Below are 23,690 nucleotides of genomic sequence, written 5' to 3' on the forward strand. Positions count from 1 at the left end.
CCTCCATGGGGGCGACCCGGGTGGCCGCCCAGGCCGGCGCGATGGCCGCCGCCATGGTCACCAGCAGCCCCACGGCCAGCGCGGCCACCACCGTCCGCGGCTCGACGGACGGCGAGGTCGACGGGATCTCCACGCCGATGAGCTCGAGCAGCGATCGGATGCCGGCGGCGAGCCCGACCCCGAGCAGCAGCCCGATCACGCCCGACACCAGCCCGATGACGCCGGCCTCGACCAGGACGCCGAGCAGGACCTGTCGCCGGGTCGCCCCGACCGCGCGCAGCAGGGCCACCTCGCGCCGACGCTGCGCGACCAGGACGTTGAAGGTGTTCCAGATGACGAAGGACCCGACCAGCACCGAGACGCCGGCGAAGACCAGCATGATGGTGGTGAAGATGCCCAGGGAGTCGCGCACGGCCTGCGTGCCGTTGTCGGCCACCTGTGCCCCGGTCAGTGCCTCGACACCGTCGGGCAGCACCTGCGCGATCCGGTCGCGCAACTCACCCGCGTCGACGCCGTCCGCGGCCAGGACGTCGACCTCGTCCACCACCCCCGCCTTGCCGAGGACCCGCTGGGCCGTGGCCAGGTCGAAGCCGGACATGGTGGCACCCAGCAGGCTGTCGGACTCGCCGAAGCCGATGATGCCCGCCAGCCGGAAGGTTCGCGGCCCGTCCTGGAGCACGACGACGACGCGGTCACCGAGGTCGTAGCCGCCCTTCTCGGCGGTCCGGGCGTCCAGGGCCATCTCATGGGGCCCGGAGGGTGCTCGACCCTCACGGAAGGAGGCCGCCCCGGCGAGGCGGCGGTCGGCGGAGACGCTGGTGCCGAAGGTTGGGGCGCCACCCGGCTGGATCGGGTCGCCGTGGTCGTCCAGGACCAGCGCGTAGCCCGTCACCCCACCCTCGGCGACGGCCACGCCCGGGACGTCGCGCACCGTCGCGACGATGTCCTCGGCGAGGGGCCGGACCTGTCCCCCGGTCACCGAGATGTCGGCGTCGTACGCGGCCTGCGACTTCACGACGACGTCGGTGCCGGACGTGAGGCCGGCGTACAGCTCGTCGAACGCCTTGAGCATGGTGTCGGAGAGCACGAAGGTGCCGGACACGAACGTGACGCCGACGGTCACGGCCATCACCGTCAGGAACAGGCGCAGCTTGTTGACCAGGAGGTTGCGCAGGGAGACCCGGAGCATCTCAGCCGTCCAGGTGGCCCATGATGTCCAGGATCCGCTCCCGGCTCGGCTCGAGCAGCTCCTCGACGACCGCACCGTCGGCGAGGAACACGACGCGGTCCGCGTACGCCGCCGCACCCGGGTCGTGGGTCACCATGACCACTGTCTGGCCCAGGTCGTCGACGACCGACCGCAGGAAGCGGAGCAGCTCCGTGCTGGCCTTCGAGTCGAGTGCACCGGTCGGCTCGTCGGCGAAGACGACATCGGGCCGCGAGATCAGCGCCCGCGCCACGGCGACCCGCTGCTGCTGTCCCCCCGACAGCTCGGACGGCCGGTGGTGCAGCCGGTCCCCGATCTTGAGGGTGGTGACCACGGTCTCCAGCCAGTCCCGGTCCGGGGTGCGGCCGGCGAGGTCGGCGGGCAGCGTGATGTTCTCCTCGGCGGTGAGCGTGGGTAGCAGGTTGAACGCCTGGAAGACGAAGCCGAGGCGGTCGCGGCGCAGGATCGTCCGCTGGCGGTCCGAGAGCGAGGCCAGATCCGTCCCGCCCACGAGCGCCTGCCCGCTCGTGAGGGTGTCCAGGCCGGCCAGGCAGTGCATCAACGTCGACTTGCCGGACCCGGACGGACCCATGATGGCGGTCAGCTGACCCGGAGGGAGCTCGAGCGTCACGTCGTCCAGGGCGGTCACCGCCGTGTCGCCGGTGCCGTAGACCTTGACCGCGTGCCGGGCGCACGCGGCGTCCTGCGCGGACGCCGCGGCTGCGGCCGTGGGCGTGGGCGTGCGATGTGTCGCCATGACTCCACAGTGCGTCGCGGACCGCCAACGCCTCAGTGCCCTATGGCACCCACCGGCAGGACCATCGGATGCGCTCCCCGGAGGGACGCGACCAGGTGCCCGGCAGACTCGGACCATGGTGTCCTTCCCGCCCCCGCCCGGAGCCCGTGCGGGGGTCGAGCAGCTCCTGGCCCGCATCGAGGAGGTCGACGCCCGCACCCACGCGATCTGCACGCTCCACCCGGACGCACTGGAGCAGGCGGACAAGCTCGACCGCGAGGCCGCCGAGGGCGCGGTCCGGGGTCCCCTCCACGGCCGGGCCGTGCTGGTCAAGGACAACATCGACACCCACGACCTCCCGACCACGGCCGGTTCGCTGGCGCTCGCCGCCGCGCCGGCGCCGGATCGCGACGCCACGCTCGTACGGCGCCTGCGCGACGCCGGCATGGTCGTCCTCGGCAAGACCAACCTGTCGGAGTGGGCCAACATCCGCGACCAGGGCTCGACCTCGGGATGGAGCGGATACGGCGGGCTGACGCGAAACCCGTACGCGTCGAACCGCTCCGCCGGCGGATCGAGCTCCGGCAGCGGCGCCGCGGTGGCGGCCGGTCTCGCCGACTACGCCATCGGCACGGAGACCGACGGCTCGATCAGCTGCCCGGCGGCCTTCAACGGGTGCGTCGGCATCAAGCCGACGGTCGGCACGGTCCCCACCGACGGCGTCGTGCCGATCTCGTGGTCCCAGGACTCCCCCGGACCGATGGCCGGCACGGTCGCCCGGGCGGCGGCGCTGCTGACCGTGCTGGCCGCGAACGGCACCGACTACGCGTCGCACGCCGTGCCCGGGCGGCTGGCGGGCAAGCGGATCGGGGTGCCCCGCAGGACGTTCTGGGGCTACAGCCCGCATGCCGACGCCGCCGCCGAGCGGGCGCTCTCCCTGCTGGCCGCCGAGGGTGCGACCATCGTCGACCACACCGACCTGCCGGCGCTCGGCGACGAGGTGTGGGACGTCGAGATGCTGGTGCTCCTGGCCGAGTTCCGGGCCGGGGTGGAGGACTACCTCGCGACCCGCGGCGGCGACGTGCCGCGCACGCTGCGCGAGCTCGTCGACTTCAACCGCGAGCACGCCCACGAGGAGCTCGCCCACTTCGGCCAGGGGCTCTTCGAGCAGGCCCTCGCCGGACCGGTCGCGGGCAGCCCCGAGCACCTCTCCGCGCGGGAGCGCGGCGTCGCGGCCACCCGCGACGACGGCATCGACCGGGCGCTCCGCGAGCACCGGCTGGACGCGCTGGTCACCCCGGCCTAYGCCCCCGCCGGTCCCATCGACCTCGTCAACCCCGAGTCCTTCCCGGGCGCCTGCTCCGGACCGGCCGCGGTGGCCGGCTACCCGCTCGTCACGGTCCCCACCGAGCTCGCCGCCGGGTTGCCGGTGGCGGTGTCGTTCTGGGGTACCGCGGGCAGCGAGCGCGGGCTGATCGAGGTCGCGCACGGCTACGAGGCGGCGCGCGACGCCGCCACAGGTCCGCTCCCGGCGCCGACGTTCCCGACCTTCGTCTGAGGGACCCGACGGGCGGACCGCCACGCCGATCCGTTAGACAGGAGCGTGAGCACACAGGAGCGGGCCGGGTTCGTACGCGTCCGGGGAGCCCGCGAGCACAACCTCCGCGACGTCGACGTCGACCTGCCCCGCGACGCGATCGTCGCCTTCACCGGGGTCTCGGGCTCCGGGAAGTCGTCGCTGGCCTTCGGCACGTTGTACGCCGAGGCGCAGCGTCGCTACTTCGAGTCCGTCGCGCCCTACGCGCGCCGCCTGCTCCACCAGGTCGGCGCACCGCACGTGCAGGAGATCTCGGGGCTCCCGCCCGCCGTGGCCCTCCAGCAGCGCCGGGGCGCGGCCAGCTCCCGGTCGACGGTCGGCACCATCACCACCCTGTCCAACCTGCTGCGGATCCTCTACTCCCGGGCGGGCAGCTACCCGGACGGCGCCGAGCACCTCGCGGCGGAGGCGTTCTCCCCGAACACCGCCGCGGGGGCGTGCCCCGAGTGCCACGGCCTCGGGGTCGTGCACGACGTCGCCGAGGACCTCATGGTCCCCGACAGGTCGCTCAGCATCCGCGCCGGCGCCATCGCCGCCTGGCCGGGTGCCTGGCAGGCGCACAACCTGCGGCGCATCGTGAAGAACCTCGGCATCGACGTGGACCGTCCCTGGCGCGAGCTGTCCCCGGAGGACCGGCACTGGCTGCTGTTCACCGACGAGCAGCCGTCGGTCCTGATCCGCCCACAGGACAAGGACGGAGGCGGTGGTCGCGACTACCACGGCACGTTCCGCAGCGCCCGTCGGCACGTGCGCCAGGTGCTGGCCTCGTCGGCCAGCGAGGCCATGCGCGCCAAGGTGCTGCCGTTCGTGCGGAGCACCACCTGCCCGACCTGCCACGGCAGCGGCCTGCGCGTCGAGGCACTCGCGGTGACCTTCGCAGGGGCCTCGATCGCCGAGGCCAACGCGCTGCCGTTCACCGAGCTCGCCGAGCTCCTGCGCCCGGCTGTCACCGACGACAGCGACGACGTCTCGGGGCGTATCAGCGGCGACCTCGTGTCCCGGATCGAGGTGCTGCTCGGGCTCGGCCTCGGCTACCTGGCGCTGGGACGCAGCTCGACGACGCTGTCACCCGGCGAGGCGCAGCGCCTGCGGATCGCGACCCAGCTGCGCTCTGGCCTCTTCGGCGTCGTCTACGTGCTGGACGAGCCCTCGGCGGGCCTCCACCCGGCCGACGCGGAGCCGCTCCTCGAGGTCCTCGACCGGCTCAAGGCCGCCGGCAACTCGCTCTTCGTCGTCGAGCACGACATGGACGTCGTACGCCGTGCGGACTGGGTCGTGGACATCGGTCCCGCCGCGGGCGAGGGCGGTGGACGGGTGCTCTACTCGGGCCCGATCGCCGGCTTGGAGGACGTCGCGGAGTCGCCCACCAGCGCCCACCTCTTCGGCCGCGCCGCCCGCTTCGAGCACGACGCACGCACCCCGGCCGGGTGGCTGCACCTCGGCGGCGTCTCGCGCCACAACCTCCAGGACGTGTCGCTCGACCTCCCCCTCGGGACCTTGACCGCGGTGACCGGCGTCTCCGGATCGGGGAAGTCGACCCTGGTGGTCCAGGTCCTGGCCGAGGTGGTCCGCCGTCACCTGGGCCAGCCCACCGGGACCGACGAGGACGACGAGGCCGCCGTGGTCGGGGACGTCGACGTCCGCGAGGTCAGCGGGATCGACTCCTTCGACCGGCTGGTGGTCGTGGACCAGCGACCCATCGGCCGGACGCCACGGTCCAACCTCGCGACGTACACCGGGCTCTTCGACGCGGTCCGCAAGCTGTACGCCGCCACCCCCGAGGCCCGCGCGCGCGGCTACGGCGCCGGGCGGTTCTCGTTCAACGTCGCCGCAGGGCGGTGCGAGACCTGCCAGGGCGAGGGGTTCGTCTCGGTCGAGCTGGTGTTCCTGCCCAGCACCTATGCGCCGTGCCCGACCTGCCACGGAGCCCGGTACAACGCCGAGACCCTGGAGGTGACCCACCACGACCGCACGATCGCCGACGTGCTCGCCATGTCGGTCGACGACGCCGCCGTCTTCCTGGCCGACGTGCCCGCCGCGGCGCGCGGTCTGCAGACCCTGCGCGAGGTAGGGCTGGGCTACCTGAGGCTGGGCCAGCCCGCCACCGAGCTCAGCGGCGGCGAGGCCCAGCGCATCAAGCTGGCCACCGAGCTGCAGCGCGCCAACCGGGGCCATTCCCTCTACCTCCTCGACGAGCCCACCTCGGGCCTGCACCCGCAGGACACCGACCTGCTCCTGCGCCAGCTGCATCGGCTGGTGGACGCGGGCAACACGGTCGTCCTGGTCGAGCACGACCTCGACACCATCGCCACCGCGGACTGGGTCGTCGACCTCGGCCCCGGCGGCGGCGACGCCGGAGGCCGGGTCGTCGCCACCGGAGTCCCCCGCGACGTCGCGGCGGCCGGGGTGGGCCTCACCGCGACGTACCTGGCCCGCCGCCTGGGGAGCTGACCAGCGCGACCAGCTCGGGGTGGCGCGCTGGCGTGGCACCGGCTCCGCTCACCCGGGTGAAGTCGCGGTCCGGGTGACGCCCGGTCGCTCCCGCGACGGGCAGCATCATGACCGGCCGCCTCGCCGTCCAGCCCGGGTGGCGCTCGAGCAGGTCGCGACGTCAAGGCGGGAGGCACCGTGAGTGGGCGGTCGAACCGCAGGACGGTCCGCCGACTGCTGGTGCGTGCCCTGCTACGGTCGCTGGCCGCCGCGGGGATCCTGATCGGTCTCCTCTACGCCGCGCCCCTCGACCGCCTCGAGACCGTCCCGGTCATCGTCTCGCTCTCGGTGGGCCTGCTGGTCTTCTCGGTCGTGGTGGCCTGGCAGCTCTGGGCCATCGCCCACGCGTCGTACCCCGTGCTGCGCGCCGTGGAGGGCCTGGCGTTCACCGTCCCCTTCTTCCTGGTCCTGTACGCGACGGCGTACAGCGTCCTGGCCCAGGACGCTCCGGACAACTTCAACACCTCGATCACGCGCACCGACGCCCTCTACTTCACGATCACGGTCTTCGCCACGGTGGGATTCGGCGACATCACCGCGACCAGCCAGGCGGCGCGGGTGCTGGTGATGACCCAGATGCTGCTCGACCTCGTCATCCTCGGCCTGGGGGTCCACCTCCTGGTCGGCGTCGTCAACGTGGGGCGACGACGCCAAGGCGAGGAAGCGGTCCCGTCCGTGGGCGACGGGCCCGGGCCCGGGCACGAGGTAGGGCCGTGAGCGCCGGCGACGACGAAGGGGCGTCGCCACCCGACGTCGCCACGGTCCTGCGCGGGCGCGGCTACCACGTCCTCCTGCTGGCCGCCGGCCTGATCGGCATCCCGGTCGCCCTGGTCGCCTGGGGCTTCCTCGCCCTGGTGACGGTGATGCAGGAGTGGGTCTGGCACGACCTCCCGAAGGACCTCGGGTGGGACCGGCCGACCGCCTGGTACTGCGTGGTGGTCCTGGGTCTGGGCGGGCTCCTGGTGGGCCTCGTCGTCGCCTTCCTGCCCGGGCGKGGCGGGCACGTGCCCGCCGCCGGGATGGCGGGCGGGGTCACGACGGGGGTCGACCTCCCGGGGGTGGTCCTGGCGGCCGTGGCGAGCCTGGTCCTCGGGGCCGTGATCGGTCCCGAGGGGCCGCTCCTCGCGCTGGGCAGCGGACTGGCCTTCATGGCCGCCAAGCGGACCCGTCTCGGCGCCTCGTCCCAGGCGGTGACCCTGATCGCGGCCTCCGGCTCCGCCGCTGCCATCTCGGCCGTCCTGGGGAACCCCCTGGTCGCGTCGGTCCTGATCATGGAGATCGTCGGTCTCGCCGGCAAGCAGGTGCTCGTCGTGCTCCTGCCGTGCATTGTCTCGAGTGGACTCGGAGACATCGTCTTCACGGGGCTGGGCACCTGGTCGGGGATCGACGTGCCGTCGCTGACCATCCCGGGACTTCCCTCCGCGACGGTGGACGTCGGAGACCTCCTCTGGGTGGTGCCCGTCTCGGTCATGACCGCCGTGGCCATGCTGCTCATGCGACGCCTGGGCCTCCGCACCGCCCGTGCGGCGTCCCGGCACACGGTCCCGGTCACCACGGTCGTCGGTCTGCTCGTCGGCGCCTGCGCCGGCGCCTACACGCTGATGACCGACCGGACGGCCCTTGACGTGCTGGAGTCGGGGCAGGACTCCCTCTCGGCCCTGGTCACCTCCCCGGACAACTGGTCCACCACCAGCCTGGTCCTGCTCGTGCTGCTCAAGGGTGCCGGCTACGGGCTGTCGCTGGGCGCCTTCAGGGGCGGCCCCACGTTCCCGGCGGTCTTCCTCGGCGCCACCATCGGCGTGCTCGTCGCCCCGCTGCCCGGCCTGGGGACGACCGCGGGCATAGCGATCGGGATGGCTGCCGCCACCAGTGCGATCCTGCGCCTGCCGATCACCTCGGTCGTCCTCGTCGTGCTCCTGCTCGGGTCGGAGGCTTCGAGCCAGATCCCGATCGTCATGCTCGCCGCCGTCGTGGCCCTGGTCAGTGCCGTCGCCCTCGACGCCCGCTGGTCKGAGACGCCACGCACGGGCTCCCCCGGGTGAGATCGGCCGGGAGGCGAGGCGCCCCACTTCCCGGGATGGTTGCGTCTCACCATGGCCACCACTGTCGAACATCCCACCCGCGAGCAGCGCGAGGTACTCGGGAAGGAGGCCCGCGTCCGCACCCCCCTCGGCGCACACGTCGGGTGGGCCGGCGGACCCCGCCGGAGCGATCCGGTGTCGCTCATCGAGGAGCAGAACGTCCGCCGCGACGCCGACCTGGTCCCGGTGCGACACGGGCGGATGATGGCATCGCCGTTCACCTTCTACCGGGGMGCAGCCAAGATCATGGCCGACGACCTCGCGGGCACCCCGACCGCGGGCCTGACGGTCCAGCTGTGCGGCGACGCCCACCTCTCCAACTTCGGGGTGTACGCGTCTCCCGAGCGGAACATGGTCTTCGACATCAACGACTTCGACGAGACGCTGCCCGGACCGTTCGAGTTCGACGTCAAGCGGCTGGCCGCCAGCCTCACCGTCGCGGCGTACCACAACGGGTGCACGCGGGAGCAGGCCCGCGACGTGACCCAGGCGTGCGTGACCGCCTACCGGACGGCGATGGCCGAGTTCGCGGCGATGGGCACGATGGACCTCTGGTACGCCCGCCTCACCGAGGACGACCTGCGCGAGATGATGCGCCGGGCCATCGACGAACCCTCGGCCGGGAACGGCACGATCAAGGGCACGGGCTCGGACAAGAAGGACAAGAAGCGCTCGAAGTCCGAGAAGTCCGACAAGTCCGAGGACGAGGTGCGCGACGAGGTCACCGCTGCCGGCGTCGGCACGATGTCGGCCAAGGAGGCGAAGAAGCTCGAGAAGCGGTTCGAGAAGAATGCCCTCAAGGCCCGGGGCCGGACCAGCATGCAGGCGCTGTCGAAGCTGACCGAGGTCGTCGACGGCACCCACCGGATCGTCAGCGTCCCCCCGGTCGTCGTGCCGGCACGAGAGCTGCACGGGACGTACGGGCTCGTCCCCGAGCACATGGAGGAGGTCATCCTCTCCCAGTTCAAGAGCTACCGCGCGTCGCTCCAGCACGACCGTCGACACCTCCTCCAGCAGTTCGAGGTCGTCGACTTCGCCCGCAAGGTGGTCGGCGTGGGCAGCGTCGGGACCCGGGCGTTCATAGCCCTGCTGCAGGGGGCGGACGAGACGGACCCTCTGTTCCTCCAGGTCAAGGAGGCCACGTCGTCCGTGCTCGAGGGACCCCTGCGCAAGAGCCGTTTCGCCCAGCCCGGACAACGGGTGGTCCACGGCCAACGCCTGATGCAGGGGACGAGCGACATCTTCCTGGGGTGGACCCGTGGGCAGGAGGAGGGCAGGTACTTCTACTGGCGCCAGCTGCGGGACATGAAGGGCTCGGCGCTGGTCGACCAGATGTCGGCGGGGACGTTGGAGCTCTACGGCCGCCTCTGCGGCTGGACGCTGGCCCGGGCGCACGCGCGCTCCGGGGACCCGATCGCCATCGCGGCCTATCTTGGCGACGACGACACCTTCGACCTGGCGATCACCGACTTCTCCCAGCGCTACGCCGACCAGAACGAGCGCGACTACGACGCGTTCGTCGACGCAGTGCGTACGTCGCGGATCGAGGCCGTGGAGGGGGTCTGACCGCGCGTGGTCCGCCGCGCCCGGGTCAGATCAGCTCGAGGTGGTGTGCGCGCGCGATCGCCTCGGTGCGGCTGCTCACGTCCAACCGGGTGTAGATCGACTTGGTGTGGGAGTGGATCGTGTTGAACGACAGGAAGAGCTGGTGGGCGATGTCGCGCTTGGTGAGCCCCTGGGCCATCAGGCGGAGCACGTCGAGCTCGCGGTCGGTCAGGTCGGTGCGTCCCTCTCCCCTGCGGTGCGAGGTCGTGAGCGACCGCTCCAGGTTCGGCACGAGGCGGCCGATGAAGCCGGTGTCACCGCAGCGAGCGAGGAGCGCCTTGGCCTCCTCGAGCAGCGCCCGCGCCCCGTCGGCGTCCCCGAGGCGGCGGCGTACCGGAGCTCGCATCAGGCGCAGGTGGGCGGCGAGCAGCAGGTCCCACTCCCCGAACTGCTCGATGCCGCGCGCCAGCAGTGGGTCGCCCTCGGACACCTGGCCGCACCGTGCCATCGCGGCGCCCAGGGTCGCGAGGTAGTAGCCGGCGTGGGGCAGGTCGCCGAGCCCGTTCTCCTGTGCGCGGGCGACGGCCCGCTCCGCCAGCTCCCACGCCTCCTCCGGGCAGCTGCGCCCGAGGGCTATCTGGGCCTCGATGCCCATGGCGTCCATGACGCTCACCCAGGTGGCCGACTCCGCCCCCAGCACGACGGCCCGCTGCAGGTGCGGCAGCGCCTGCTCGTGCTCACCCGCCAGGAACAGGCCGAGCCCGGTCGCGAACGTGGACAGCGCCTGGAACTCGGGCGCGAAGTCGGGGTGCAGCTCGTCCAACGACCGGGCGGCCACCTGCTGGCCCTCGGCGTCCCCCCAGACGAGCATCGCGCGGATCAGGGCGACCGAGTGCTCTACCTGGCTGGCTCCGTCCGGCATCCGCTGGCCCGGCCGCGCGGCACGCAGGGCCTGCTCCACCGCGAGCCGTGCCTCGTCCTGGTGGCCCTGCAGGCCGCACACGTACGCGCGTGCGACGCTCAGCGGGGCCGATGTGGCGACGTGGCCGGCGGGAAACGCGTCGAGCCACGAGGCGACCGTCGCCAGGCGACCCTGGAAGACCCGGAGCGCCCAGTGCGACAGCACGAGGTCGGTCGCCTCGTCGAGGTCGGAGGCGGCGATGGCGTGCTCGATGGCCTCGGTCACGTCCCCGGCGTCGGCGAACCAGCGGGACGCCCGCCGGTGCAGCTCGGCCCGGTGTGCGGCGTCGGTCGACCCGAGCTCCTGCGTCAGGAACTCGGCGAAGAGGTGGTGGTAGCGGTACCAGAGACGCTCGTCGTCCAGCGGGACCAGGAACAGGTTCAGCCGACCCAGCTCCTGCAGCAGGTCGGCCCCGTCCTCACGGCCTGTGACCGCGTTGCACAGCGAGCCGGTCAGCTGCGACAGCATCGAGGTGTCCACGAGGAACGCCCTGGCGTCCTCGCTCAGGGAGGCGAGCACGACCTCGGTCAGGTAGTCCATCACGTGCATGTTCGAGCCACCGAAGGACCGGAGGAGCGCGGTGCGGTCATCGGCTGCCCGCAGGCTCAGCATCGCCAGCTGAAGCCCCGCCGGCCAGCCCTCGGTGCGCTCGTGCAGGAGGGCGGAGTCGTCGGTGCTCAGGGGCGGGACGAGCGTCCCGGCGGTGAGGAGCCGGGTCTCCTCGACGGTGAACGCCAGGTCGTGGGCCCTCAGCTCCAGGAGCCCACCGGACGCCCGGAGGCGCCCGACCCGCAGCGGCCGGTCGAACCGCGATGCCAGGGCGATGTGCAGCTGCGGTGGGGCAAGGTTGATGAGGAGCTCGATGGACTCGTGGCACGAGCGGGTCCGCACGAGCTGGTAGTCGTCGAGCACCAGCACCAGGGGCTCCTGCAGGCTCTCGAGGTCGAGCAGGAGCCGCCGGACCAGGACCTCCAGGGCCAGGCCACCGATGGAGTGCAGCATCGGCTCGACGCTCGTCCCGAACGTGGGATCCACCTGGCGCACCGACGCCACGATGCCGGTCCACATCGACACCGGGTCGTTGTCCGACGTCTCGAGGGACACGTAGGCGAACCGGCGAGGGTCCTCGGCGGCCCACTGGGCCAGGAGCACGGACTTGCCGAAGCCGGCCTGGGCCGAGACCAGGACCAGGCGCGCGTCGGTGTCGAGCAACCGCGACAACAGCCGGGGTCGCCCCACGAGGTCCGGACGCAGGGCTGGGAACCGGAGCTTGGACTGCGGCACCGGGATGGACGATCCAGGTGTGTCGTGGCGCGGTGCCGCCACGAGGGGGCTCCTGGGGTGGGGAACGGGCGTGCTGTCGTCGCTGCGTGCCGGGATCAGGGGTGTCACATCCGTGCGCAGCGCTCGGAGCGCTCCGGACGCCTTGCGCGTCGCCCGTGTCATCGCTCCAACGTAACGACGAACCAGCGGGCGTGCCCGGGGCTTTGGTCCCGTCGCGGGCTACGAAAGGCCCCTCCCGGCCGGAGCGACACTGATGATCTCGACCCCGCAGTCGCCCAGCCAGACGATGACCCCGATCAGCTGGGCCTGGTCGATGATGTCGCCGCTGATGACCGTGAGCTCCCCCTCCCCCCGCGTCGACAGCCCACGGAACGCATCGGGGAAACGGTCCCGCAGGTCTCCGCGGACGACGAACTGGTAGGGAACCGGCTCCCCACCCGCCCGGCCGACGAAGCGATACCTCTGCATGCCTTCACCGTGCCCCCCGCCGCCGGTGCTGGCATCCCCTGTCGCGGACTTCACTCAGGTGAACCTGAGGTGGGCCGGGTCGGGGCCCGCCGTACGGGCGTCAGCACGCCGCCGATGCTCGGACCCTGCTCCCGCGGCACCAGCGTCAGCACCCAGCCGACGCTCGTCCAGCCACTCATGAGACGTGCCGACGACCGGGCCGACCCGCGCAGGTGGGTGGCCAGCCGCCTCAGCGTCATCTCGTCGACGCACATCACGGCGTGCGGCAGGGCGGGGCTGATCACGAGCTCCGCGAGGGTCGTGACCGCGGCCCCCGACGCCAGGGCCGAGACCGGCTCCACGTCGAGCCCGCGTCGCACGGCCAGGGGCATCACCGTCTGCCGGCAGCGCAGTCCCGGCGACGAGAGCACCCGGTAGACGTGCGTGCCCGCCAGGTCCCGGGCCAACAGCTCGGCGAGGTCGTGCCCCTCCGGGGACAGTCCCTGCCAGTCGTCGGCCGGGTCGTCCGACCGGCCGTGGGACCCCGTGGGCGGCGTGACCACGATCCGCTGGAGCGGCTCCGTGAGGCCGTGCGGCGCCAGCCGGTCGACGGTCCGGTCCCCGGGCCGACGTCTGGCGTCGACGCCCACCTCCGTGTAGCGCTGGAGCACGCGACCAGCATGCGACCGGTCCGGCGCCGGGTGCCTCACCCCGGCRGGCTGATCACCCGGGTGATCAGGGCGCCCCGACCCCACCCGGGTGAGCGGCGCGGTAGGCGATGCGAGCGGGGTGCCGGCGGTGTTTCGATCAGCAGGACAAGGTGTTCCGACAAGAGAGGTGGTGACCCTGATGGGGGTTGCTGCAACGAAGGACGGGAGCGACGCGAGTCGCTCCCTCGACGAGCTCGGTCCGGTGGACTGGCTCGTCGTCGAGTTCCCCACCGAGAACTTCGGGGACGGCACGCTCGCGCCGATCCTCGCCGACTACGTCGACCGCGGCCTCATCCGCATCCTGGACATGCTGTTCCTGCAGAAGGACGCCGACGGCGCGCTCGAGTTCGCCGAGCTGGAGGACGTCGGTGAGGGCATGCTGGGTGGCCTGCGACTCGCCGAGACGGAGCTGGCCATGGTGCTCTCCGAGGATGACGTGCTCGACCTGGCCGTGACCATCGAGCCGGGCCACTCCGGCGCCCTCCTGGTCTGGGAGAACCTGTGGGCCGCACCCTTCGGCGCCGCCGTGCGTCACGTGGGCGGCGAGCTGGTCGCGTCCGGCCGGATCCCGGTACAAGCGATGTTGGCCGCCCTGGAGGCCGACGCAGAGGAAGGAGACTGACATGCCCATGGCAGCCCGACGACGCAGACGGAGGACGGCAGCAGTGGTGGGAGGGGCGGTCGTCGTCGCCCACGGCCACAACCGCCGCGCGGACCGACGAGAGGACCGCCGCGACGACCGCGGCGACCGACGTGAGGACAGGCGCGACCGACGCGACTGACCGACGCCCACAGCCGAGGCCTCCGTCCCGAGCCCCCGCTCGCGGCGGAGGTCTTGTCACGCCCGGTCCCTCGGCCGGCCTACCCGGGCCCGGTCTGGGCGATCTCCGCGAGCGCGGCGTCCATCGAGGGGTAGAAGTGGTCCCGGTCCACGGTGTCGAGCAGGCCGTAGCGCAGCACGAGGTCCTGGAGCCGGGTGCGGAGCTCGACGAACGCGAGATGGACCCCCTGCTCGTTGAGCTGCCGGTCGGTCTGCTCCAGCATCTCCGCCGCGGTGACGTCGATGTCGGTCACCGCCTCGCACTGCAGCACGACCCACCTGGCCTGCTTCGCGCTCGCCAGGGACGTAAGCTGGTGCCGGAACATCCCCGAGTTGGCGAAGAACAGCGGCGCCTCCCACCGGTAGACGAGGACGCCCGGGATCTCCGTGGCGTCGTCGCGGTGACTGACCCCGTGCCACGTGCCGTCGGGAACGCGACCGAGCACCTCGCCGTGCGGCCACCAGCTGCGCCGGAAGAAGAGCAGGATCGACAGGACGATCGCGATCAGGATCCCCTCCAGGACGCCGAAGAAGACCACGCCCAGGGTCGCGACGATCGACAGCATCCAGGCGCTCCTGCGGACCGTCCAGTAGCGCCGCAGGATGGTGAGGTCCATCAACGAGAGTGCCGCCGTGATGACGACGGCGGCGAGGGCGGTCTGTGGGAGGTCCGCCAGCAGGCCGTTGAGGAAGAGCAGCAGCACCGCGACGATGCCCGCTCCGACGAGCCCCGTCACCTGGCTCTTCGCGCCGGACTGCTCGGCCACCGCGGTGCGCGACCCGCTCGTCGAGATGGCGAACCCCTGGAACAGGCCCGCAGCCAGGTTGGCCGTGCCGAGTCCGATCATCTCCTGGTCGGGGCGGACCTCGTCACCACGACGGGCCGCGAAGCTGGTCGACGTCGCGATGGTGTCGGTCAGGGACACGAGGGTGATGCCCAGGGCCGCGATGAGCAGAGGGCCGACGTCGCTCCAGGCGATCCGGGGAAGTCCCGGCGAAGGCAGGCCCTGCGGGAGCGCACCCACCGTGGCCACGCCCTCGCTCGCGAGATCCAGGACCGCGGACAGGACGGTGGCGGCGACGATCGCGATCAGGATCGCCGGCAGCTTCTTGGTCACCCGGGGCAGCAGGAGCAGGATCGCCAGCGTCCCCAGGCCGACCGCGAGGGTGGTCGTGCTGGTCTGGTCGAGGTCGGTGAAGAACGCGCGGACGTCGTCGACGAAGCCGTCCGCATCGGTCGAGAACCCGCACAGCTTGGGCAGCTGGCTGACGATGATGGTGATGCCCAGCCCGTTCATGTAGCCGACCTGCACCTCCTTGGAGAGCAGGTCGGCGACGAAGCCGAGCTTGGCAACCCCCAGGCCGATCTCGATGAGGCCCACGAAGAGGGCGATCATCCCGGCGAGCGCGATCGCCCTCGCCGGGTCCGTGGACGCGCCGAGCGGGATGATCGCGGCGAGGATCAGGGGCGACACCGACGAGTCGGGTCCGAGCACCAGGATGCGGGACGGACCCATCAGGGCGTAGCCGACGAGGCAGGCGATCGTGGTGTACAAGCCGGTGACGGGGGGCAGGCCGGCCAGCTCGGCGTACGCCATGCCCTGCGGCACGAGGATGGCGGCCAGCACCACCCCGGCCACCAGGTCCGGCCTGAGCCAGGCCCGCTGGTAGCGGCGCAGCAGGCCCACCGCCGGCACGTGGCGGGTCCACGTCCCCGGGGCCGCGTCGGTCGGAGCGCTCACGTGGCCTCCCAACGCCGAGTCGCGCCACGGTGACGCACGGACCCATCGTGCTCCGGCGCGTCCGGGGGCGACCCCACCCCCGTGGAGACCTCACCCGGGTGAACGTCGCGCCGGGGGGAGGTCGGGCTCCCGCGGGCCCTCCTACGGTCGGGGAGCCGGGGTCCTCGAGGCCCGAGGCACGACCGAGGACCAGGAGGACGCGGTGACACAGGTCCTCGACGCACCGTCCTCCCGTCGCCGGTGGGCGGCGGTCGTCTCCCTGGTGACCACCCTGGTGCTGGTCGGTGCCGTGGTGGTGATGCTGCTGCGACACCCCGGTCTCCTCGTGGGCGGCCTGGCCGGTCTCGCTCTGGTGGTCGCGGGTGGGTGGTGGGCCCTCACCGAGCGCATGCCGCGTCGCGCCGTCGGCCTCGGCGGGGTGGCACTGGGGGGCGTGGTCCTCGCGGTCGCTGTCGTGGGCTCGGTGTCCAGCAGCGACGGGGCATTGCTGAAGCTGCTCCTCCTGGTCGTTCTCGTGGCCGTCGCCGCTGCGACCGCGCGGGTGGCGATGCTGCGCGACCCGCACCGACCAGGACCTCGCCCGGCTGAGGTCACCGCGCGACCGGGGAAGCCGGTGCTGCTGTGCAACCCGTGGTCCGGAGGGGGGAAGGTGGAGAGGTTCGGGCTGGCCGAGCTGGCCGCGGACCTCGGCGTGGAGACGGTCTTCCTCGACCACGGGCTCGATCTCGCCCAGCTCGCGCTCGACGCCATCTCCGGTGGTGCGGACTGTCTCGGCATGGCCGGCGGGGACGGGTCCCAGGCGCTCGTCGCCTCCATCGCGATCGAGCACGACCTCCCGTTCGTCTGCATCTCCGCCGGGACCCGCAACCACTTCGCGCTCGACCTCGGGCTGGACCGGGAGGACCCGAGGACCGGGATAGTTGCCTTCCGCGAGGGCATCGAGCGACGGGTCGACTACGCCACCGTCGGCGACCGGTTGTTCGTGAACAACGTGTCCCTCGGCGTCTACGCCACCATCGTGCAGCAGGAGGGCTATCGCGCAGCGAAGACGCAGACCTCGCGCCAGCTCCTGCCCGAGCTCCTCGGCCGTCAGGCCGAGCCGTTCGACCTCCAGTTCACCAAGCCCGACGGCGTGGAGGTCGACGGCGCCTTCCTCGTCCTGGTCTCCAACAACCCCTACGTGCTCGGGCCCGCCCTGGACCTCTCGCAGCGACGCAGCGTGGAGACCGGCGTCCTCGGTGTGGTCGCCGTGACGGCCAGGACCGGTCGCGAGGCGGCCGCGATGGTGGCCCGCTCCACCGCCGGGCTGGCGGCACGTGACCCTCACATCCACCAGTTCACGGCGACGTCCTTCGAGATCCGGTCGCACAGCGGGCGGGTCTTCGCCGGCGTCGACGGGGAGTCCCTCGAGCTCGACAGCCCGTTGACGTTCGCCATCCACCCTCGTGGACTGAGGTTGCGGGTGCCGGTGGAGAGCCTCGACGTCGCCGCACGGCGCGACGCCCACGGGTTCGACCTCGGTGACCTCGTGGACGTCGCCCGCGGTCGCCCGCCGACCCACCACCACGGGCTCGAGGGGGCGTCATGACCGAGGTGCCGGACGACACACCGGCGTCCGCGTGGGTGCGCTCGGCCCTCGAGGAGATGTCTCGGCTCGACCGGGCCCTCTACGTCGCAGTCGCCGAGTCGGAGACGCCCACCCTGGACGTCGCCCTGCGGCGCCTGAGCCTCGCGGCCGACAAGTCGAAGCTGTGGTTCGGCGTCGCCGCCGTGCTGGCGGCGTTCGGGGGGCCGGCCGGACGCCGGGCGGCCCTGAGCGGGGTGGCCTCGATCGGGGTCGCGTCCGGGTCCGTCAACCTCCTCTTCAAGCCCCTGGCCCGGCGTCGTCGTCCGGGTCGCGCCGACGATCCCCTGCACGCGCGCCACGTGCCGATGCCCTCGTCGACGTCGTTCCCGTCCGGTCACTCCGCGTCGGCCTTCGCCTTCGTCGAGGGTGTCACTGCCACCGGTCCGTGGCCGGGCATCCTGCTGCGGCTCGCCGCCACCGCGGTCGCGGAGTCGCGGGTGCACTGCGGCGTGCACTACCCGGGCGACGTGGTGGCGGGGTCCCTGATCGGGATCACGTCGGGCAAGCTGGCGGCCACGCTCGTCGAGCGCCGCTGGCCCCGCTGACGGGCCCCGGCCTCAACCGGTCGGTCGGGCGAGCGCCAGCAGCTCCTCCATCGACGCGGAGATACCGTCGGCGAGCAGCTGCAGGTCGGGGGTCGTGTCGTAGTCACCCGTGAGGCCGAAGGTGAGCGTGTCCCGGTAGGAGAACATCGCCACCCCGACGCGGACCCGGTCGGCGATCGGGACGTACGGCAGCATCTCGGTGACCTCACGGCCCAGGGCATACAGCGTCGTACGTGGACCGGGCACGTTGGTGGTCACGGTCGTGATCTGTCGCTGGGGCAGCCGCAGTCCGAGCCGGATCCCCCACGCCACCGGCATGAAGGGGCCGTACGCCGCCGCACTGGTGAGGCTCGCGCCGGCCTCCGGCTCGTGCTGCGCACGCAGGGCCTGCACGCGTGCCTGCACCTCCAGGAGCCGCTCGTGCGGGTCGGCCACGTCCACCGGGAGGTGGGGCAGCATCAGGGAGACGCGGTTGTCCGGGATCGACTCGGCGCCGGGCTCGCGGGTCGAGACCGGGACCAGGGAGCGCAGGGTGTGCGGGTCGGGCTCCTCCCCCCGCGACATCAGCAGCTGCCGGAAGCCGCCGCTCACCGCGGCCAGGGCGACGTCGTTGACCGTGACGCCGTACCGCCGTCGCACGACACGCACGTCGTCCAGGGAGATGTCCGCCCACGCATAGCGACGACTGCCGTCGAGCGGACCCGTCAACGAGGTGGACTGGACCGGGAGCAGTGCCGAGGTCATGCTCAGCAGACCGCGTGCGGTCCGCACGGACGCACTGGCGAGCCGACGGGGGCTCGCGACCGTCCCGACCACGGCGCGCACCGCGGGGATCGGCGAGGTCACCAGCTCCCAGGCGGCCTGCGCGGTCACGGAGAGCGACGAGGGCGGGGACGCGGGGACCCAGTCGTCCGGGACCGGCGGTCGCGTCGTGGGGGTGGGATCCAGCACCAGTCGGTACAGGTCCGTGCCGGAGACCCCGTCGACGAGGCTGTGGTGCAGCTTGGACAGCAGCGCCCACCGACCGCCCTCGAGGCCTTCGCAGAACCAGTACTCCCAGAGGGGACGGTCGCGGTCCATCCGGCGCGACATCACCCGGCTCATCAACCGCCCGATCTCCTCACGTCCCCCGGGCGCGGGCAGGGCCGTGTTGCGGATGTGCCAGCGGATGTCGAAGTCGGGGTCGTCGACCCACATCGGCGCCGCCAGGTCGAGCGGGACGGTACGCAGCTTCTGGCGGTAGCGCGGGATCAGCGCGAGACGCCCGGCGATCAGGTCGACGAAGTCCTCGAATGCCGGTGCGGGTCCCTCGAAGACGGCCAGTGAGCCGATGGCGAGCGCGGCGCGGGGGTCCACGTCCTCGGCGTCAAGGAAGGCGGTGGCCAACGGGGTCAGACGTTCCATGGAGGTCTCCTCGCGGACTCCCCGTCGGGTCCGGAGTCAGGAGGCGCGGGACGTACCGCTCTCCACGGATTGCCGGGGGCGGACCAGTGCGGACGGGCCGGCGCCGGCCGGGGGTCGGGCGAGCGAGTTCAGGACCCGGGCGGCGTGCAACGCGGACCGGTAGCGCCACCGGTCGACGAGAGTGACGGACTGGGCGGCCTGGCTTCGTTCCAACGTCTGCTCCTCAGGGGCATGGTGCCGTCGCCGTGGTGGGTGCACCGTGGTCTGTTGCGCTGATGAGGCTAGGCAGGCTCGAAGCGGCGATGAAGGGCCAAAGGTCCCGAAACCACCAGATCGCGACGACTGATCACACCGCCCGGTCGGCACCGGCCTCGGCGGCAACCCCCTGATGCACGTCGACGCGCAACAGCCGGCTCGCGAGGTCGACCGCGGGGCCGAGCAACAGGATGACCGCGACCGTGCCGAGCCCGACGGTGGCGCCGAGGAGCCAGCCGATCAGCGCTCCCCCGCCCTGGACCGCGCTGTAGCTCCACCGGAACGGGACGGGCGGGTCCCATGCCAGGGCGGCCGCCTCCGCCGGACCGGCACCGGTGTGGCTGCCGAGGTAGACCGCGATCCCCACGGCGAGCACGGGGAAGGCACCGGCCATCAGCAGCAGGCGCAGTCCGAGCCCGGCGGGAGTGTCGAGCGACCCGAGGAGCACGGACACGGTGACCCCGACGACGACCACCTGGACCACCGTGCCGAGCCCGGGCTGCACGCGACGTACGGCGGCCAGGGCGACGAGCACGACCCCCACCAGCAGGTTGGCGACCCAGAACGCCAGCCCGGTCGTGAGGGCGATGCCGTTCACCAGGGTCGAGTAGCCGTCCGAGCCCAGGTCGGCGGTGAGGAACAGGGCGACCCCGGCGCCGAGGACGACGCAGCCGAGCAGCAGCATCAGGAGCCGACGAGCGGAGTGGGTCACGGCCACGAGCATGTCAGGCCGCGCCGACGCCGGAGTGTGGGCGGTGCGCGCTCAGCCCTGGAAGCCGTCCTCCGGGCCGCCGTGCACGGTCACGGCGTAGATCACCAGGACGTCCAGGGCGATCATCAACGTGAACCACCAGGGGTTGGCCGACAGGAAGGCGAGGTTGGTCACCGCGCTGATCCCCGYGACCGCGACCGCGACCGACCGCGCCCAGGTGCGCCTGAAGAACAACGCGTACCCGGTCACCCACATCCCCACGGCAAGGAGCATGTGGGCCAGTGCCCACCACCGGTAGTTGGTCTGGATCAGCAGCTCGGAGTCCCCGACCAGGTACTGGTCGTCCTCGAAGAGCCCCACCAGTCCGCCGATGAAGTGGAAGCCCCCGATCAGCAGGAACATGAACGCGGCGAACGCGATCATCCCGTTCCAGAACCTGGGCTCCTCGTCCTCGTCCTGCTGGATGTTCGCGTTGGTCGAACGGGTGGCCATGGCGGATCTCCTCTCACCGGACTGTCCCGCCACGGTGGCACCGGCACGCCCCCTCCGGGATCACCCCCGAGGGGTGAGGGAGGACGCGGGACCAGGGACCGGAGGCACTTCGACCTACCTCGCCACCGGCGTGCTCGTCGTGGTCCTCTCGCCGGCGCGTCGCCCGTAGACCGTCAGGCGCCCCAGCGCGACGGCGGCGTACGCTATCGCGATCCCCCCGACCAGGTCGACGACGAAGTGCCAGCCGAGGTAGACGGTGGCCACCAGGGTGCCCGCGAGGTACACGGCCAGGACTCTGGAGACCGTGCGCAGGCCGTAGTAGCGCGCCATCAGCAGGATCATCAGGACCACCGCCACGTGCAGGCTCGCGAAGGCCGCGACCTGCGCCGTCGCGTCGTGCGCCCGGGGGTCGGCCAGGAGCACGGCACGCTGGTCCAGGTAGCGCGCCTGGGTGTCCTGGTTCATCGTCCTGGCCAGGCCGGCGAAGTCCTCAGGCGCGTGGCTGAACGGGCCGAGGGACGGGATCAGGTAGTAGGCGCCGACCCCCAGGACCCACACCCACATGGCCGAGGTGAGGTAGACGTATCCCTGCCGGATCCGGTCGGTGAAGGCCAGCGACGCGACCAGCGAGAAGGTCACCACGGTCGAGAACGACACGTACCACCACGTCAGCACGTACGACGCGAGGTGCAGGCCGAGCAGGTCGTGCAGGAGCACGGCCGGGGTGTGACCGAGGAAGAGCCACTCGTCCCACCGCTGGAGCATGGCGTCGCGTGGCTCCCGGAAGACGACCCAGCTCTTGAGGTTGTGGTAGCCGAGGTACACCAGGTGGTAGGCCAGCAGGCCGCTCGCAGCCAGGACCACGCGCCGGCGCGTCCACCGCTGGCGCAGCACCCCGAGGGTCCTCCGCGGCGTCCACCCCGGTCGACCGGCACGGACCGCTGCGTCCACCACGGCGAGCAGCACCAGCAGCACCAGCGTGATCGCCAGGCGCCGCGGCAGCCACGCACCGTGCGGGTCCCGGATCGGCACGCCGACGGCGTACGAGCCCCAGACCGTGAGGATCGAGACGAGCGCGACGATCCCCCACACCCGGGCCACCCACCAGCGGTCCTGCGTGTCGGGCAGGCTCACGGGGCCGTCCGCGCCGAGGGCGGCGTGTGGGCACGGACCGGGAGACCTCGTGTGGCTGCGGCGGGGAGCGACCGGCGCAGCACCCAGGCCAGGGACCCGCCCTTGAGGACCAGCAGCGCGAGGGCGAAGGCGGTCGCGAGCACGACGTTCCCGGTCAGGAGGAGGATGCCGAGGAAGACGGCCCCGTTGACCGTCTTGGCGAGCGGCGACCAGTTGAGGGCCCAGATCCGGTGGTCCACGAGGTAGAAGTAGTTGGGGCTGACCAGCGGCCAGGCCAGGAACGTCAGCGAGAGCAGCAGGTCGACGACGAGGAACTCCACGACGTAGATCGCCACCGGCAGCGCCAGGGTGCTGTCCACCCAGGCCAGTCCTACGTAGATCGGCACGGCCGACAGCCGGTCGCAGACGATGTCCGCGACGGCTCCGATCCGGGTCTCCTGGTCCAGGCGCCTGGCCAGCCAGCCATCGAGGATGTCGCCCGTCCAGTAGACGGCCAGCGCTGCGAGCAGCAGGCCCAGGGAGCGTGCGTCGACGGCCATGCCGACCAGGGCGAGCGCGCCGACGGTCCGCAGCACGGTCACCACCGTCGGCCACGTCCAGAACCGCTCGCGCTCGGGCCGCACGCCACCGACGGCGGGGACCCGTGCGTCGTACGCCTCACCGGAGGAGCCCAGGAGGTCGGCGTCCTGGTGGCGCGTCGGCAGGATGCGCGGGAGCCGGTGCCGGTTGCCCGTGCCCCAGGCCGCGATCCACACCGCGGCCACCCCGATCCCCACGCCGCCGAACACGTCGACGAGGTAGTGCCAGCCCAGGTAGACCGTGGCCAGGACGTTGAGCACGAGGAAGACCCACAGCCCCCACTGGATCCACAGCGGCCGCAACCCGATCATCATCGCGACCAGCGAGGCGGTGACCATGACGGACACGTGCAGCGACGCGAAGGCCGCGATGGTCTGCAGGGCGTCGGTCCCGAACGGGTCGGCGAGCATGTCGACCCGGTCGGACAGCCAGCTCTGCGCGATGTGGGTCACCTGCGTCTCGGGCAGGTCCGCGAACAGGTCTGGGCGGGCGTAGATCGGGCCGGTGGAGGGGACGAGGTAGTAGATCGACACCCCCAGCACCCAGTTGACCGCGACGGCCGTGACGTACCAGCACGCGGTGTCGATGTTGCTGGTCCAGAAGAGCGCGATCACCAGGGAGAGGGTGAGGAACACGATCCACGCGACGTAGGTCAGGGACATCAGGTGGGCCGCGAAGCCGGTGCCCATCAGGTCGTGGAGCACCGTGGCGGGGTCGTGGCCCAGGGCCAGGCTCCGGTCGAGGCGCAGCAGCTCGTCGTCGAGCATGTGCGGCCGCACGAACGGGACGTAGCTCTTGAGGTTGCGGAACCCGACGTAGGCGAGGTACCAGCTGCCCATGCCGATCAGCACCAGGCGCACCCGCGGGGCGCTCCACCGCTCCCGCACGATCGCCGGGACGCGCGACCGCCACCCGGCGAGACCGCCACCGTGCAGCGCACGGGCGGCAACGTCGACGAGGAAGCACGCCACCGCGAGGAGGGGCAGGCGGATGTACGACGGCCCCACGATCGAGTCGTCCGGGTCGCGCACGGGGAGGTGCTCGATCCGGGCGATCAACAGCGCAGCGCCGAACAGGCCCAGTGCAAGGACCACCTGCAGTCCGTAGGCCCGGTACCAGGGGCGTACGTCGCGGGCAGCAAGCGGTGTCGTGACGTAGGGCTCCCCGGGCATGGCGTCATCCTGCCAGCGGGGAGCCCACGAAGCCTCACCCGCGACCGGGTGAAGCCCCGTCAGTGCCTGTGACGAGCCGGATCCCGCCTGACCGCGATGACCTTCGGCCCTGATCCCCGGGACCCAGCCGTGGTGGGGTGGGGACGGGTG

Annotated in this window: 20 protein-coding genes; 8 read left to right on the plus strand and 12 right to left on the minus strand. The window is 72.2% G+C overall.

Annotated elements, in window-relative coordinates; all coding sequences use genetic code 11:
- Together AC1DQF_RS04180 and AC1DQF_RS04185 are read right to left on the minus strand one after the other, a co-directional pair.
- A partial coding sequence (locus tag AC1DQF_RS04180; RefSeq protein ID WP_477523947.1) for an ABC transporter permease occupies nucleotides 1–1,189 on the minus strand: 1,189 nt, incomplete at its 3' end.
- Nucleotide 1,190: 1 nt separating this feature from the next.
- On the minus strand, nucleotides 1,191–1,964 hold the full coding sequence (locus tag AC1DQF_RS04185) for an ABC transporter ATP-binding protein (RefSeq protein ID WP_477523948.1): 774 nt from the start codon (nucleotides 1,962–1,964) through the stop codon (nucleotides 1,191–1,193).
- Nucleotides 1,965–2,079: 115 nt separating this feature from the next.
- Here AC1DQF_RS04185 and AC1DQF_RS04190 point away from each other — a divergent pair, with 115 nt between their 5' ends.
- The 5 genes from AC1DQF_RS04190 to AC1DQF_RS04210 all read left to right on the plus strand — a co-directional run bounded on the left by AC1DQF_RS04190 (nucleotide 2,080) and on the right by AC1DQF_RS04210 (nucleotide 9,677).
- Nucleotides 2,080–3,501, plus strand: coding sequence for an amidase family protein (locus AC1DQF_RS04190; RefSeq protein WP_477523949.1), 1,422 nt, complete (start codon nucleotides 2,080–2,082; stop codon nucleotides 3,499–3,501).
- Between the two features lie 45 nt (nucleotides 3,502–3,546).
- Nucleotides 3,547–5,991 carry an excinuclease ABC subunit UvrA gene (gene uvrA / locus AC1DQF_RS04195; RefSeq protein WP_477523950.1) on the plus strand — a complete coding sequence of 815 codons (2,445 nt, stop codon included), beginning with the start codon at nucleotides 3,547–3,549 and terminating at the stop codon, nucleotides 5,989–5,991.
- 177 nt (nucleotides 5,992–6,168) lie between these two features.
- Nucleotides 6,169–6,747, plus strand: a complete 579-nt coding sequence (locus AC1DQF_RS04200; protein WP_477523951.1) for a potassium channel family protein — start codon at nucleotides 6,169–6,171, stop codon at nucleotides 6,745–6,747.
- Nucleotides 6,744–8,072, plus strand: a complete 1,329-nt coding sequence (locus AC1DQF_RS04205; protein ID WP_477523952.1) for a chloride channel protein — start codon at nucleotides 6,744–6,746, stop codon at nucleotides 8,070–8,072. Before AC1DQF_RS04200 ends, AC1DQF_RS04205 begins: the two co-directional genes overlap by 4 nt.
- Nucleotides 8,073–8,123: 51 nt before the next feature.
- Nucleotides 8,124–9,677, plus strand: coding sequence for a DUF2252 domain-containing protein (locus AC1DQF_RS04210; RefSeq protein WP_477523953.1), 1,554 nt, complete (start codon nucleotides 8,124–8,126; stop codon nucleotides 9,675–9,677).
- Nucleotides 9,678–9,702: 25 nt separating this feature from the next.
- Here the strand turns inward: AC1DQF_RS04210 and AC1DQF_RS04215 are convergent, their stop codons facing one another.
- The 3 genes from AC1DQF_RS04215 to AC1DQF_RS04225 all read right to left on the minus strand — a co-directional run bounded on the left by AC1DQF_RS04215 (nucleotide 9,703) and on the right by AC1DQF_RS04225 (nucleotide 13,019).
- Nucleotides 9,703–11,901, minus strand: a complete 2,199-nt coding sequence (locus AC1DQF_RS04215; RefSeq protein WP_477523954.1) for a winged helix-turn-helix domain-containing protein — start codon at nucleotides 11,899–11,901, stop codon at nucleotides 9,703–9,705.
- A gap of 219 nt (nucleotides 11,902–12,120) precedes the next feature.
- On the minus strand, nucleotides 12,121–12,369 hold the full coding sequence (locus tag AC1DQF_RS04220) for a hypothetical protein (protein ID WP_477523955.1): 249 nt from the start codon (nucleotides 12,367–12,369) through the stop codon (nucleotides 12,121–12,123).
- Between the two features lie 50 nt (nucleotides 12,370–12,419).
- Nucleotides 12,420–13,019: a histidine phosphatase family protein gene (locus tag AC1DQF_RS04225; protein WP_477523956.1), complete on the minus strand. Its 600-nt coding sequence runs from the start codon at nucleotides 13,017–13,019 to the stop codon at nucleotides 12,420–12,422.
- Nucleotides 13,020–13,197: 178 nt separating this feature from the next.
- On the opposite strand from AC1DQF_RS04225, the gene AC1DQF_RS04230 reads away from it, so the two are divergent.
- Nucleotides 13,198–13,680, plus strand: a complete 483-nt coding sequence (locus AC1DQF_RS04230) for a DUF6325 family protein (RefSeq protein WP_477523957.1) — start codon at nucleotides 13,198–13,200, stop codon at nucleotides 13,678–13,680.
- A 239-nt stretch (nucleotides 13,681–13,919) separates the two neighbouring features.
- On the opposite strand, the gene AC1DQF_RS04235 is transcribed toward AC1DQF_RS04230, so the two are convergent.
- Nucleotides 13,920–15,620, minus strand: a complete 1,701-nt coding sequence (locus tag AC1DQF_RS04235; protein ID WP_477523958.1) for a SulP family inorganic anion transporter — start codon at nucleotides 15,618–15,620, stop codon at nucleotides 13,920–13,922.
- Nucleotides 15,621–15,822: 202 nt separating this feature from the next.
- Between AC1DQF_RS04235 and AC1DQF_RS04240 the strand changes: the two genes are divergently transcribed.
- Nucleotides 15,823–17,208 (plus strand): diacylglycerol/lipid kinase family protein, encoded by a 1,386-nt coding sequence (locus AC1DQF_RS04240; protein ID WP_477523959.1) that lies wholly within the window; start codon nucleotides 15,823–15,825, stop codon nucleotides 17,206–17,208.
- Nucleotides 17,205–17,792 carry a phosphatase PAP2 family protein gene (locus tag AC1DQF_RS04245; RefSeq protein WP_477523960.1) on the plus strand — a complete coding sequence of 196 codons (588 nt, stop codon included), beginning with the start codon at nucleotides 17,205–17,207 and terminating at the stop codon, nucleotides 17,790–17,792. Before AC1DQF_RS04240 ends, AC1DQF_RS04245 begins: the two co-directional genes overlap by 4 nt.
- A gap of 12 nt (nucleotides 17,793–17,804) precedes the next feature.
- Here AC1DQF_RS04245 and AC1DQF_RS04250 read toward each other — a convergent pair whose 3' ends face one another.
- From AC1DQF_RS04250 to AC1DQF_RS04275, 6 genes are all read right to left on the minus strand, one after another.
- Complete coding sequence (locus AC1DQF_RS04250) at nucleotides 17,805–19,196, minus strand: WS/DGAT/MGAT family O-acyltransferase (RefSeq protein ID WP_477523961.1); 1,392 nt, start codon at nucleotides 19,194–19,196, stop codon at nucleotides 17,805–17,807.
- Between the two features lie 36 nt (nucleotides 19,197–19,232).
- Entirely contained in the window at nucleotides 19,233–19,409 is a 177-nt protein-coding gene (locus AC1DQF_RS04255) for a hypothetical protein (protein WP_477523962.1), read from the minus strand.
- A 133-nt stretch (nucleotides 19,410–19,542) separates the two neighbouring features.
- Nucleotides 19,543–20,163: a DUF6198 family protein gene (locus AC1DQF_RS04260; RefSeq protein ID WP_477523963.1), complete on the minus strand. Its 621-nt coding sequence runs from the start codon at nucleotides 20,161–20,163 to the stop codon at nucleotides 19,543–19,545.
- A gap of 51 nt (nucleotides 20,164–20,214) precedes the next feature.
- Nucleotides 20,215–20,655: a DUF7144 family membrane protein gene (locus AC1DQF_RS04265; RefSeq protein ID WP_477523964.1), complete on the minus strand. Its 441-nt coding sequence runs from the start codon at nucleotides 20,653–20,655 to the stop codon at nucleotides 20,215–20,217.
- 114 nt (nucleotides 20,656–20,769) lie between these two features.
- Nucleotides 20,770–21,789, minus strand: coding sequence for a phosphatase PAP2 family protein (locus AC1DQF_RS04270; RefSeq protein ID WP_477523965.1), 1,020 nt, complete (start codon nucleotides 21,787–21,789; stop codon nucleotides 20,770–20,772).
- Nucleotides 21,786–23,540 (minus strand): phosphatase PAP2 family protein, encoded by a 1,755-nt coding sequence (locus AC1DQF_RS04275; RefSeq protein ID WP_477523966.1) that lies wholly within the window; start codon nucleotides 23,538–23,540, stop codon nucleotides 21,786–21,788. Before AC1DQF_RS04275 ends, AC1DQF_RS04270 begins: the two co-directional genes overlap by 4 nt.
- Nucleotides 23,541–23,690: the final 150 nt, after the last annotated feature.

The sequence above is a fragment of the Nocardioides sp. P4_G4 genome (genome assembly GCF_056401085.1).

Bases quoted from the DNA above. Each gene is read 5' to 3' on its own strand.
- AC1DQF_RS04220 (WP_477523955.1), bottom strand. From the start codon at position 12,369: ATGCAGAGGTATCGCTTCGTCGGCCGGGCGGGTGGGGAGCCGGTTCCC.
- AC1DQF_RS04275 (WP_477523966.1), bottom strand. From the start codon at position 23,540: ATGCCCGGGGAGCCCTACGTCACGACACCGCTTGCTGCCCGCGACGTA.
- AC1DQF_RS04250 (WP_477523961.1), bottom strand. From the start codon at position 19,196: ATGGAACGTCTGACCCCGTTGGCCACCGCCTTCCTTGACGCCGAGGAC.
- AC1DQF_RS04185 (WP_477523948.1), bottom strand. From the start codon at position 1,964: ATGGCGACACATCGCACGCCCACGCCCACGGCCGCAGCCGCGGCGTCC.
- AC1DQF_RS04230 (WP_477523957.1), top strand. From the start codon at position 13,198: ATGGGGGTTGCTGCAACGAAGGACGGGAGCGACGCGAGTCGCTCCCTC.
- AC1DQF_RS04245 (WP_477523960.1), top strand. From the start codon at position 17,205: ATGACCGAGGTGCCGGACGACACACCGGCGTCCGCGTGGGTGCGCTCG.